General features: G+C 28.3%; 12 protein-coding genes, 1 pseudogene and 1 other annotated feature. Of the genes and pseudogenes, 11 read left to right on the top strand and 2 right to left on the bottom strand.

Translation table 11 applies throughout. From position 1 onward, the window contains the following. From J7G74_RS04040 to J7G74_RS04070, 7 genes and pseudogenes are all read left to right on the top strand, one after another. Window positions 1-596, top strand: a pseudogene (locus J7G74_RS04040) (aminotransferase class I/II-fold pyridoxal phosphate-dependent enzyme); the annotation flags it as partial. Window positions 597-661: 65 nt separating this feature from the next. After that, a complete protein-coding gene (locus tag J7G74_RS04045; protein ID WP_297132233.1) occupies window positions 662-1,249 on the top strand; it encodes a guanylate kinase in 588 nt (195 codons plus the stop codon). Window positions 1,250-1,401: 152 nt separating this feature from the next. Continuing rightward, window positions 1,402-2,337, top strand: coding sequence for a DNA polymerase III subunit (locus tag J7G74_RS04050; RefSeq protein WP_297132234.1), 936 nt, complete (start codon window positions 1,402-1,404; stop codon window positions 2,335-2,337). Then, window positions 2,334-3,221: a PSP1 domain-containing protein gene (locus tag J7G74_RS04055; protein ID WP_297132236.1), complete on the top strand. Its 888-nt coding sequence runs from the start codon at window positions 2,334-2,336 to the stop codon at window positions 3,219-3,221. Before J7G74_RS04050 ends, J7G74_RS04055 begins: the two co-directional genes overlap by 4 nt. Before the next feature lie 51 nt (window positions 3,222-3,272). Further along, window positions 3,273-4,022 (top strand): tRNA1(Val) (adenine(37)-N6)-methyltransferase, encoded by a 750-nt coding sequence (locus J7G74_RS04060; protein WP_297132238.1) that lies wholly within the window; start codon window positions 3,273-3,275, stop codon window positions 4,020-4,022. 3 nt (window positions 4,023-4,025) lie between these two features. After that, window positions 4,026-4,859, top strand: a complete 834-nt coding sequence (gene rsmI, locus J7G74_RS04065) for a 16S rRNA (cytidine(1402)-2'-O)-methyltransferase (protein ID WP_297132240.1) — start codon at window positions 4,026-4,028, stop codon at window positions 4,857-4,859. Window positions 4,860-4,880: 21 nt separating this feature from the next. Beyond that, entirely contained in the window at window positions 4,881-5,585 is a 705-nt protein-coding gene (locus tag J7G74_RS04070; RefSeq protein ID WP_297132242.1) for an HD domain-containing protein, read from the top strand. A 26-nt stretch (window positions 5,586-5,611) separates the two neighbouring features. Here the strand turns inward: J7G74_RS04070 and J7G74_RS04075 are convergent, their stop codons facing one another. Together J7G74_RS04075 and J7G74_RS04080 are read right to left on the bottom strand one after the other, a co-directional pair. After that, on the bottom strand, window positions 5,612-6,040 hold the full coding sequence (locus J7G74_RS04075; RefSeq protein WP_297132244.1) for an Lrp/AsnC family transcriptional regulator: 429 nt from the start codon (window positions 6,038-6,040) through the stop codon (window positions 5,612-5,614). Window positions 6,041-6,063: 23 nt separating this feature from the next. Then, the gene (locus J7G74_RS04080; RefSeq protein WP_297132246.1) at window positions 6,064-7,494 is read right to left on the bottom strand and encodes a nicotinate phosphoribosyltransferase; all 1,431 of its coding nucleotides are present in this window, start codon (window positions 7,492-7,494) and stop codon (window positions 6,064-6,066) included. A gap of 194 nt (window positions 7,495-7,688) precedes the next feature. On the opposite strand from J7G74_RS04080, the gene J7G74_RS04085 reads away from it, so the two are divergent. The 4 genes from J7G74_RS04085 to J7G74_RS04100 all read left to right on the top strand — a co-directional run bounded on the left by J7G74_RS04085 (window position 7,689) and on the right by J7G74_RS04100 (window position 11,911). Then, a complete protein-coding gene (locus J7G74_RS04085) occupies window positions 7,689-8,243 on the top strand; it encodes a nucleoside recognition domain-containing protein (protein ID WP_297132248.1) in 555 nt (184 codons plus the stop codon). Beyond that, window positions 8,243-8,767, top strand: coding sequence for a spore maturation protein (locus J7G74_RS04090; RefSeq protein WP_297132250.1), 525 nt, complete (start codon window positions 8,243-8,245; stop codon window positions 8,765-8,767). The genes J7G74_RS04085 and J7G74_RS04090 overlap by 1 nt, the downstream gene beginning before the upstream one ends. 149 nt (window positions 8,768-8,916) lie before the next feature. Further along, window positions 8,917-9,128, top strand: a binding site (T-box leader). A gap of 35 nt (window positions 9,129-9,163) precedes the next feature. Then, complete coding sequence (gene metG, locus J7G74_RS04095) at window positions 9,164-11,128, top strand: methionine--tRNA ligase (RefSeq protein ID WP_297132254.1); 1,965 nt, start codon at window positions 9,164-9,166, stop codon at window positions 11,126-11,128. A gap of 12 nt (window positions 11,129-11,140) precedes the next feature. After that, window positions 11,141-11,911, top strand: coding sequence for a TatD family hydrolase (locus tag J7G74_RS04100; protein WP_297132252.1), 771 nt, complete (start codon window positions 11,141-11,143; stop codon window positions 11,909-11,911). The last annotated feature ends 232 nt before the right edge of the window (window positions 11,912-12,143 follow it).

Below are 12,143 nucleotides of genomic sequence, written 5' to 3' on the forward strand. Positions count from 1 at the left end.
ATAAATATGGGAAAAGTTTAATGAATGAATTATTAACTTTGATTGATAAATTTACATTAAAATTTAAAAATAATAAGAACATATTAATAAAAAATGAGAATGATAAAACAAAAATATTTATTTCATTAAAAGAATTAGGTATAACAGGATATGAATTAGATAATATTTTAAGGGATAAATTTAATATTCAAGTTGAATTATCAAATTACTACGGTGTTCTTTTAATATGTACAATAGGAAATACTAAAGATGATTTCATGAGTTTAGAAACTGCTTTACAAAGTATCATATGTACATATAAAAACAAAAGAATCAAATTACAAGAAATAGATTACCCAAGGTCAATCCCAATAAAAATAATGAATCCAAGAGAGGCATTTTATAAAGATAAGAAATTAGTTAAGTTAAAAGATAGTATTGGCAAGATAAGTGGAGAAAATATAATTCCATACCCTCCAGGAATAAGTTTAGTGTCACCAGGAGAAATTATTACACAAGAAATTATTACTTATATTCAAGAAGGGGTTAAAAGTGGTATGATAGTATGTGGAATTAAAGATACTAGTCTAGAAAATATAGAAATAATTGAGGAATAAATTATAATTTGTTCTTTATGACATAAAAGAAATCAGTTTAGTAATGGAAACAATGGGAGGAATTTATGGGCAAGATTTTTTGTTTAATGGGAAAAAGTAGCTCTGGAAAAGATACTATATTTAAAGAATTAAAAGATGATAGAGATTTAAATTTAAAGCCTATCATATCATATACAACAAGACCTAAAAGAGTTAGTGAAACTCAAGGCATAGAGTATTTCTTTATCGCTAAAGATAAATTAGATGAACTTGAAAAAGATAATAAAGTAATAGAAAAGAGAGTTTATCATACTGTACATGGGGATTGGTATTACTGTACTATAAATGATGGACAAATAGACTTAGATAGAAATGACTATTTATTGATAACTACCTTGGAATCATATAAAAGCTTAAGAGATTATTATGGAAATGATAAAGTTCATCCACTTTATGTAGATATAGAAGATGGAATTAGATTAGAGAGAGCTTTACAAAGAGAAAAAAAGCAAGCTAATCCTAATTATAATGAACTTTGTAGAAGATTTTTAGCTGATAATAAAGACTTCAGTGAAGAAAATCTATCTAATTTAAGTATAAACAAATCATATGTAAATGAAGATTTGTATGAATGCATAAATACAATTAAGAAGGATATTTTAAATTTAATATAGTTTAAATGAGAAGGAGATAGTTATATCTCTTTTTTTGATTTATACAAATCTTTAAAAGTGTATAGAATAAATATAGAAATAAGTAAATAATTTGTTATAATATAAGATAATTACTATAATAATTAAAAAATTATTCTATGGAGAAAATAGATATGTATTTTGAGAATATAAAAGGTCAAGAGTTTGCTAAGAAATATATGATAAACTCTATAAAAAATGGTAAAATCAATCATGCATATATGTTTGAGGGAATTGAGGGTGTAGGAAAAGAAACTTTTGCAAATGAATTAGCTGCATTACTCCTTGAAGGTAATAATCTTGAAAATATACCAGATTGTATAAGGATTAAACCTGATGGTAATAGTATAAAAATAGCTCAAATTAGAAATTTACAATCGGACATTGTCATTAAGCCACACAAAAAATATAAAATATATATCATAGATAAGGCTGAAAAAATGACTGTAGAGGCTCAAAATGCTTTATTAAAAACATTAGAAGAACCACCTGAATATGCTATAATTATTTTAATTGCTAATAATAAAGAAAGCTTGTTACCAACTATAAAATCTAGATGTGAGATAATTAAATTTACTCCTATACCTCTTGTAGAAATTAAGGGTTATTTAATTGGACAAGGTATAGAATCTAATAGAGCAAGTCTTTTATCTGCATTTTCGAGAGGTAGTATGAAAAAAGCATTAGAATTGGCAAGTTCTAATGCTTTTTATGAAATGAAAGAAGATGTACAAAAATACATAGAAATAATTATAAATAAAAATATGGTTGAAATATTAGACATACCAAGTCAAATGGATAAATACAAAAGTGATAGTATAGCAGTTCTTGACATGATGATAAATTATTTTAGAGATATAATGATTTCTAAGGAAAATATAAGCAAGGATATGATAATAAATGCTGATAAAATATTATTTATACAAAATATGAGCAATAAAATTACATATTCTCAGGTAGCTAAAATTATTGATATAATAGAAGATACCAAAGTAAAAATAAAAGGTAATTGTAACTTTAGTGTAAGTATACAAGTTATGTCTTTAAATATATATGAGGTGATTAAATGATAAATATTGTAGGAGTAAGATTTAAAAATGCAGGTAAAATATATTACTTCGATCCAGTTGATTTTGAAATTGAAAAAGATATGGATGTTGTAGTAGAAACTGCAAGAGGGCTAGAGTACGGTACTATAGTTGTTGGAAAGAAAGAAATCGATGAAGAAGGTTTAGTTTCACCATTAAAACCCATAATAAGAATTGCCACAGAGGAAGATACTAAGATATATAGAGAAAACAAAGAAAAAGCTAAAGAAACATTTGAATTATGTCAGCAAAAAATTAAAGAACATGATTTGACTATGTATCTAATAGACTGTGAGTATACTTTTGATAGAAATAAGCTAATTTTCTACTTCACTGCGGAAGGAAGAATAGACTTTAGAGAATTAGTAAAAGATTTAGCTGCTATATTTAAGACAAGAATAGAATTAAGACAAATCGGAGTTAGAGATGAAGCTAAATCAATAGGAGGCCTTGGACCTTGTGGAAGAAGACTTTGCTGTTCTTCATGGCTAGGAGATTTCCAACCTGTTTCAATAAAAATGGCCAAAGACCAAAGTTTATCATTAAATCCAACTAAAATATCAGGTATATGTGGGAGATTATTCTGCTGCCTAAAATATGAACATGATGTTTATGTAGAAGCTATAGAAAAAGTTCCACCAGTTGGAGCAATAGTTAAAGTTGACGGAAATAAAGGTAAGGTTATAGAAACTAATCCATTATTAGAACAAGTTAAAGTAGAGTTTAATGATAAAACTATAAAAATATGTATGAAGGATGAAATTAAAGTGCTTCAAACACCTAAAAAATGTGATGGCTGTGGAAAAGGAAAAGATTTAGATATAGACATGGCTACATTAAGAGAACTTAAAAAATTAGAAGATTAGATAAATAGGGGGATTTTTAATTCCCCTAATATTATGTTAAAGGAGATATACATGGAGGTAAAATTAAAAGACACTGAAAGAATAGATGACCTACAATTAAAAGGACTGAAAGTTATACAAGATAAGAATGGATTTTGTTTTGGTATAGATGCAGTTCTTTTAGCTAATTTTGCTAAAGTAAAAAAAAGAGCAAGAGTAGTAGATTTAGGAACTGGAACAGGGATAATTCCTGTGCTTATAGCTGGGAAAAGTGAAGCTGAAGAAATTGTTGGTGTAGAGATACAAGAAGAAGTTTGGGAAATGGCCAATAGAACTATCAAGTTAAATAATTTACAAGATAGAGTTGAAATAGTTAAAGGTGATATAAAAACAATTGATAAAGATTTAGAAGTGCATGGGTATCATGTGGCAACATCTAATCCACCTTATATGCATATGAATGGAATACAAAATCCAAATGATAAAAAAGCCATTTCTAGACATGAAGTATTATGTGATTTAGAAGATGTTATAAGGGCTGCATCTAGGCTAGTAATGCCAAGAGGAAAGTTTTTTATGATACACAGACCAATAAGGTTAGTTGATATTGTAACTCTAGGAAGAAAGTATAATTTAGAGCCAAAAGTAATCCAATTTGTTCATCCAAGAGCAAATAAAGCTCCTAATTTAGTATTAGTAGAATTTACAAAGAACGGTAGACCAGAATTAAAAATATTAGATCCTTTATATGTTTACGATGAAAATGGTAATTATACTAAAGAGATAGAAGAAATATATGCAAATGAAGATATAGGAGAATAGTAAATGAGTGGAAAATTATATATATGTCCAACGCCTATAGGAAACTTAGAGGATATAACTTATAGAACATTAAAAGTTTTAAATGAAGTTGATTTAATAGCAGCTGAAGATACTAGACATAGTATAAAACTATTAAATCATTTTGATATATCGAAACCACTTACAAGTTATTTTGAACACAACAAAGATTCAAAAGGACTATACTTAATTAATAAGTTACTTGAAGGCGAAAATATAGCTTTAATAAGTGATGCAGGTATGCCTGGTATTTCAGATCCAGGAGAAGATCTAATTAAGTTAGCTATAGAAAATAATATAGAGATAGAAGTTTTACCAGGAGCAACTGCTTTCGTAGTAGCACTTGTTGGTTCTGGATTAAATACTCATAAATTTGCTTTTGAGGGTTTCTTAGATAGAGACAAAAAGCTTAGAAGAAATAGACTAGAGGCAGTTAAAGAAGAAGAAAGAACTATGATTTTCTATGAATCTCCTCATAGATTAAAAGATACACTGAAAGATATGTCTAAAATATTAGGAAACAGAGAAATATCTGTTAATAGAGAACTTACTAAAAAATATCAAGAAATATTAAGAGGAGATATAGAAACTGTAATTAATATATTTAATGAAAAAGACCCTAAGGGAGAATTTGTTTTAATTGTAGAAGGTTTTAAAGGTGAGAAAACTTTAGCTAATGACTATAGCAATTTAAGTGAAAGAGAATATGTAGAAGCTCTTTTAGAAGATGGTATGACAAAAAAAGATGCTATAAAAGTAGTTTGTAAAGAACGAAAGTTAAAAAAAGATATTGTTTATAAACAAGTTTTAGATTTATAAATAGCACATGGGAGTGATTTTATGGATATAGAATTTAAATTAGTTGAAGCTATAAAAAGTAATAATACTTGTGAACAGATATGTGAACTTGATAATTCTATGATATTAGAAAAAATAATTCCTAAAGTAAAAGGTATGAAAGAAGTTGGTGAATGCAAATATCATGTTGTAAATTGTTTTAATCATACCATATATGCTTTGGAGGAATTTGAAAAACTAATTTTAAATGATAAATTTCCAAGTCATTTAAGGGAATATATATGGGAGTATCTTAATAAAGAAGTAGAAGAAAATATTAAAGTATTAAATATTTTAAAGCTAGGTGTATTTTTGCATGATATAGGAAAGGTTGATGCTAAAACTGTAGATGCTAATGGAAGAGCACATTTTAAAGGTCATGAAAAATTTAGTGGCAATATTGCAATAGATGTAGGTAATAAGCTTAAATTATCTCCTAAATCTATAGAATTACTTTATAAATATACTAGATATCATATGTATCTTTTAACTATTTATAAAAAGAATGATGCAGGTCCTGATATACTAAATGAAATGTTTGATAAATTACATGATGATGTTATAGGAATAATGTTATTAGGATATGCAGATATTACTGCTACCAAAAGATTATTAGAACCAAGAGAACATGAAGGTATTTTAAAAACATATATGGAGTATGTTTTAACAAATTACTTATATAAATATAAAAAAAATGTATCCTTTTAGATTTTTAAAAGGATACATTTTTTATGTTATAAAATAGATTTTGACTGAATTGGGGTAGATAATATTACTGATGTTTTTGTAGAACCGATAGTTTTGATACCATCAATAACATTTTCTAACTCATACATATCTTTTACAATAACTTTTAATAAAGAACAATCGTCACCTGTTATATGGTGGCACTCAACTATTCTTGAATCTTCTTTAGCAACTGCTAAAAAGTCAGAATACTTATCACTAGGTAATGATATATGTATGAATGCTTTTATAACTCTACCTAAAGCATCTGGATTAACTATTGCTTTATATCCTTCTATAACTCCAGATTCCTCTAATCTTTTTACCCTTTCTGAAACAGCAGGGGAAGTTAATCCTACTATTTTTCCTAAATCCTTCATAGATATTCTACCATCATTTTGAAGAATCTCTATTATTCTGTAATCTGTTATATCCATTGGTATGCCCCCTTTAAACTATATTATAAATGTTTTTTTGAATCTAACAAGTCAGTTTTTAATTTCCATAGGTTATCTGATAAGTCAACCTTATATGTTTTTGGACTATTAAATCTTTTATATGAATCCCATAATGTATTAAACTGATCTTTAACATACTCTTTAACTTCATTAACACTTTTAGCTATATATTTACATTCACCATTTTTAAATAATGGTTTCTGAAGTTCTTTAACAGTATAATTATTGAAAGTAGTTTTTTTCCAAGTGTATGTAGGATCGAAGATAGTTAAAGGTTTACTTGTATCTATATCTTCATCATTAAGCATAATTAAATCTGCTTCGGCCATATTTTCTTCGTTATATATTCTTATAACCTTTTTAAATCCAGGATTGTTTATTTTTTCTGGTTCTTCAGAAACTTTAATTTTAGGAATTAATGTTTCACCTGAATATGAACCGGCTAATTTATAAACTCCTCCTAGAGATGGTGATTCTGCAGATGTTATTAATTTTGTACCAACGCCCCAAGAATTAATTGCTGATCCACTGGATTTTAGATTAGCAATAGTATATTCATCTAAATCATTAGAAGCAGTATAACTTAAATCATAATATCCAGCTTCCTCAAATAATTTTTTAGCTTCAATAGATAAATATTGTAAGTCACCAGAATCTATTCTAATTCCCTTTGGCTTATGACCTTTAGCTTTTAGATTATCAAATACTTTTATAGCATTTGGAACCCCACTATTTAAAACATCATAGGTATCGACTAATAATAAGCAATTATCTGGATATACATCAGCATAAGCCTGGAATGAGTCTAGCTCTGTATCAAATTTTTGTATCCAACTGTGAGCTTGAGTCCCAACTACTGGAATATCAAACATTTTCCCTGCTAATACATTTGCTGTTCCAGCACATCCACCTATTACTGCTGCTCTTGCACCATAAGTTCCTGCATCTGGACCTTGAGCACGGCGAAGACCAAATTCAAATACAGGATCTCCTTGGGCTGCATAACATACCCTAGATGCCTTTGTAGCTATAAGAGACTGGAAGTTTACTATTGTTAATAAAGCTGTCTCTATTAATTGAGCTTGATATAGTGGCGCCTTTACTGTAATTATAGGTTCTTTAGGAAACATTATAGTTCCTTCTTCAACAGCATATATATCCCCTGTGAATTTAAAATCTTTTAAAAAGTCTAAGAATTTATCAGAAAATAAACCCAGGCTTTTTAAATATTTTAAATCTTCATCTGAAAAATGAAGGTTATTTATGTACTCAACTAACTGTTCAATTCCACAGATGATAGTATAACCACCATTACAAGCATTTTTCCTGAAAAACATATCAAATATAACTATATCTTCATGAATATTTTTTTCAAAATATCCATTTAACATAGTAAGCTGATATAAATCAGTAAGAAGTGTTAAATTTCTCATGGTATTTCTCCTTAAATATTTAAATAAATTAAAAAACCTTATACTTATACTAAAACATAATATACCTTAACTTTCAAGCATAAAGTAGATTGTAGGGTGGATAAAATGGGGGTAAACAAATCATTAATTTTAATTATAAATCATAGAATAGTCTAAAGGGAGGAGGGGGTAATATAAATAAATTATGGTTTTATATGATTACTTTGGGAATAATAGGAAGTATCTGTTTTAATAACTTACATGAAACTAATCAAGCAATATTAAATGAGGGGACAAGGGCTATAGAATTTGCAATAACCTTAGCAAGTGTCATGGCTCTATGGATGGGAATTATGAATATTGCAAAAGATTCGGGCCTAATAGAAAAAATAGCAAATAAAATAAGTCCTTTGATGAAAAAGTTATTTCCTTCAGTTCCACTAAATCATAAAGCAATGTCTTATATGGTAATGAATATGGTATTAAATATGCTAGGGGCTGGAAATGGTGCAACTGCATTTGGATTAAAAGCTATGCAAGAACTACAAACTGTGAATCCAAATAAAAAGAAAGCATCAAATGATATGATTATGTTTTTAGTAATTAATATTTCATCTATACAAATTATTCCTTTTACTATGCTAAAAATAAGAATGGATGCAGGTTCAACAGATCCAAATTCCATTATTATTACAACTTTGTTTGCCACAGCAATATCTACAATAGTAGGTATAGCAAGTTGTAAGATATTGCAAAGGAGGTATAAGTAATGCTAGATTATTTTTCTAATATTGCCATACCTGCAATAATTTTGTTTATCGTTATTTATGGTAAGAAACAAAACGTAGATATATACGAAAGTTTTATAAACGGTGCTATTGATGGATTAAAAACAGCTTGGAATATACTTCCTTATATAATAGGTATATTTTTAGCTATTGGAATATTCAAATCAGGCAAAGGAATAGAGGTTTTAGAATACATATTTACACCATTTGCAAATTTTTTACATATACCAAAAGAATTGATAGGATTAATAATTGTAAAACCACTTTCAGGAAGTGGTGCTCTTGGGGTATATTCGGAGCTTATACAGAGGGTAGGTATTGATTCACTTGTCGAGCAAATGGGTTCAACTATGGTAGGTGCATCAGAAACTATTTTTTATACTATGGCAATATATTATGGAAGTTTAAAAATTAAAGATACAGGACATACTTTATTTTGCTCTTTGTTATGCCATATAGCTGGTGTGTTTGCATCAGTATTTATATGCAATCTTTTATTAACATAATTATTAATATATATTGACAATAAAAAATAAATTTACTAAAATTAAGAACATAGTAATAAAAAATCTAAAACTAGAATATAGGTATGAAGTTTTATTATTTTGAGAATAATATTTATCACATATGGTAAATATCTATACAAATTAATATTATATAAGCTGAGAAAAGAAGAGTAAGTAAGGATTTTTTCTACAGAGAGCTAGGTTAGGTGAAAGCTAGTGCTAAAAGAATTACTGAAGATGGTCTTGGAGCTTTTTATCTGAATAATTAGGATAAAACATTTAGACATGTTATAGTCTACTAAGATATCTATTTTTATAATAGATAAATTAGGGTGGTAACGCGAATAATCTCGCCCCTATGGAACCCATAGGTGGCGAGTTTTTTATTACAAAAATATTAAACGAGGAGGCAATAAAATGAGTAAAGAAACATTTTATATAACGACACCTATATACTATCCAAGTGGTAGATTACATATAGGTCATACTTATACAACTGTAGCAACAGATGCTATGGCAAGATTTAAAAGATTCTGTGGTTATGATGTAAAATTCTTAACTGGTACAGATGAGCACGGTGAAAAAATCCAAAAGAAAGCTATTGAGCAAGGTGTAAGTGAAATAGAATACTTAGATGGAATGATAGCTGGAATAAAAGATTTATGGAAGACTATGGACATATCTTATGATGATTTCATAAGAACTACAGAAGATAGACATAAGGTTATAATCCAAAAAATATTTACTAAATTATATGAACAAGGTGATATATACAAAGGTGAATATGAAGGAAGATACTGTACTCCATGTGAAAGTTTCTGGACAGAGTCTCAATTATTAGAAGGAGACAAATGCCCAGACTGCGGTAGAGAAACTTATTTAGCTAAAGAAGAAGCTTACTTCTTTAAATTATCTAAATACGAAGATAGACTAAGAGAATTATTCCAAAACCCTAACTTCTGTTTCCCAGAATCAAGAAAAAATGAAATGGTTGCTAACTTCTTAGATAAAGGTTTAGAAGATTTATGTGTAACTAGAACTACATTTGACTGGGGGATCAAAGTACCTTTTGATGAAAAACACGTTATATATGTATGGGTAGATGCTTTATGTAACTACATTACAGCATTAGGGTACTTATCAGAAGATGATTCTGAAATGAAAAAATATTGGCCAGCAAATATCCAAGTTGTTGGTAAAGAAATCATGAGATTCCATACAATTATATGGCCAGCTTTATTAATGGCACTAGATTTACCAGTTCCACAACAAGTTTATGGTCATGGATGGATATTATTCGGAAATGATAAAATGAGTAAATCAAAAGGAAATATAGTTTATCCTGAACCAATGATAGAAAGATATGGAATAGATACACTTAAATATTTCTTATTAAGAGAATTTGCTTTCGGTCAAGATGGAAGTTACACTCATAGAAACTTTGTAACAAGAATAAATACAGACTTAGCTAATGATTTAGGTAACTTAGTAAGTAGAACTGTATCAATGGTGGAAAAATATAATAATGGTATAATACCAGAAGCAATAGAATCTACTGAGTTTGATGCAAGCTTAAAAGAGCAAGCTAAATTATCTAGGGAAGTATTTGAAACTCAAATGAACAAAATGCAATTCCATGAAGCATTAGAAGGTGCATGGAAATTAGTAAGAAGAACAAATAAATATATCGACGAAACTATGCCTTGGGCTTTAGCTAAAGATGAAGCTAATAAGGGTAAATTAGATGCAGTACTATATAACTTATGTGAATCTATAAGAATAATAGCTACATTAATTAACCCTATAATGAACACTACTGCTAATAAAATCTATGACCAAATAGGAGTAGCAGGACAAGAAGAATTAACAAATTGGGAAAGTACTAATGAGTTTGGTTTAATTAAGCCAGGAACAAAAGTACACAAAGGAGAAGCTTTATTCCCAAGATTAGACATCGAGAAAGAGGTAGCAGAATTGGAAGAATTATTTGCAGAAAAAACAGAAATAGTAGAAGAAGTAGCTCCTTTAGAGCATAAAGAATTCATAGGAATAGATGAATTAGATAAAGTAGAATTAAGAGTTGGTAAAATATTATCATGCGAAAAACATCCTAAAGCTGATAGACTTTTAGTTTCTCAAGTTAAATTAGGACCAGAAACAAGACAAATAGTATCTGGAATAGCTAAATGGTACAAGCCAGAAGAAATGGTAGGAAAAGAAGTTATAGTAGTATGTAACTTAAAGCCTGTTAAGTTAAGAGGAGTAGAATCTCAAGGTATGATATTAGCTGCAGGAAATGACGGCGACGATTTAATAGTTCCAGTTGCTACTGGTGCTAAAGATGGTTGTGAAGTTAGATAAGGAGATGTAACTATGTTATTTGACTCACATGCTCATTTAAATGATGAGAGATTTGATGAAGATAGAGAAGAATTAATTTCTTCTCTACAAGAAAAAGGTGTGTGTTTAGTAGTAAATCCAGGTGCATGTATAAAAACATCTATAGAAAGTATAGGACTTGCTAATAAATATGATTTTATTTATGCAGCAGTTGGAGTTCATCCACATGATGTGGGAGAATTAGATGATACTGCTATTGATACACTTAGAAAACTAGCAACAGAAAATGAAAAAGTTGTTGCTATAGGAGAAATAGGATTAGATTATTACTATGATAACTATCCAAGAGAAGTTCAAAAGGAATGGTTCAAAAAGCAAATAGAGTTAGCTAATGAATTAAAACTTCCTATAATAATTCATGACAGAGATGCTCATGGAGATACTTTTGAAATAATTAAAAATTACAAAAGTCCTGAAATAGGTTGTGTATTACACTGTTATAGTGGAAATGTGGAATTAGCGAGAGAATATGTAAAGATGGGATGTTATATATCTTTATCTGGAACAGTTACTTTCAAAAATAATAAGAAGACTAAAGAAGTTGCAAGAGAAATTCCTTTAGACAGATTATTAATAGAAACTGATTCACCATATATGGCGCCAACTCCACATAGAGGAAAAAGAAATGATCCTTCATTAGTTCAATTTATAGCTGATACAATAGCTATTGAAAAAGGAATTTCTTATGAGACAGTTTGTAAAGCAACTAAAGAAAATGCAAAAAGATTCTTTGGTATAGAATAGAAAAAAGACTTATGTCAAATCTGACATAAGTCTTTTTTTATGTATAAATTTGTTTTTAATGTATACATAATTGTATCAACTGTATAATATATAGTTATATAGTTGATACAATTTATATAAAAGGAGAAGATTTATGTCAATTTCATTAGAACTTTTATTCCAAATAATTAATACACTTTTGGTAATGTTTGTTCCTACTATTTTAATATTAATTTTTGTTGGAATATATATA

It is taken from the genome of Terrisporobacter sp., assembly GCF_017888745.1.
Classification (GTDB): Bacteria; Bacillota; Clostridia; order Peptostreptococcales; family Peptostreptococcaceae; genus Terrisporobacter.

What these genes read in the sequence shown, in the direction of transcription:
- J7G74_RS04060 (WP_297132238.1), top strand. Translation starts at nt 3,273, where the DNA reads ATGGAGGTAAAATTAAAAGACACTGAAAGAATAGATGACCTACAATTA.
- J7G74_RS04075 (WP_297132244.1), bottom strand. Translation starts at nt 6,040, where the DNA reads ATGGATATAACAGATTACAGAATAATAGAGATTCTTCAAAATGATGGT.
- J7G74_RS04050 (WP_297132234.1), top strand. Translation starts at nt 1,402, where the DNA reads ATGTATTTTGAGAATATAAAAGGTCAAGAGTTTGCTAAGAAATATATG.
- rsmI (WP_297132240.1), top strand. Translation starts at nt 4,026, where the DNA reads ATGAGTGGAAAATTATATATATGTCCAACGCCTATAGGAAACTTAGAG.
- J7G74_RS04100 (WP_297132252.1), top strand. Translation starts at nt 11,141, where the DNA reads ATGTTATTTGACTCACATGCTCATTTAAATGATGAGAGATTTGATGAA.
- J7G74_RS04070 (WP_297132242.1), top strand. Translation starts at nt 4,881, where the DNA reads ATGGATATAGAATTTAAATTAGTTGAAGCTATAAAAAGTAATAATACT.
- J7G74_RS04055 (WP_297132236.1), top strand. Translation starts at nt 2,334, where the DNA reads ATGATAAATATTGTAGGAGTAAGATTTAAAAATGCAGGTAAAATATAT.
- J7G74_RS04045 (WP_297132233.1), top strand. Translation starts at nt 662, where the DNA reads ATGGGCAAGATTTTTTGTTTAATGGGAAAAAGTAGCTCTGGAAAAGAT.
- J7G74_RS04090 (WP_297132250.1), top strand. Translation starts at nt 8,243, where the DNA reads ATGCTAGATTATTTTTCTAATATTGCCATACCTGCAATAATTTTGTTT.
- J7G74_RS04085 (WP_297132248.1), top strand. Translation starts at nt 7,689, where the DNA reads ATGATTACTTTGGGAATAATAGGAAGTATCTGTTTTAATAACTTACAT.
- J7G74_RS04080 (WP_297132246.1), bottom strand. Translation starts at nt 7,494, where the DNA reads ATGAGAAATTTAACACTTCTTACTGATTTATATCAGCTTACTATGTTA.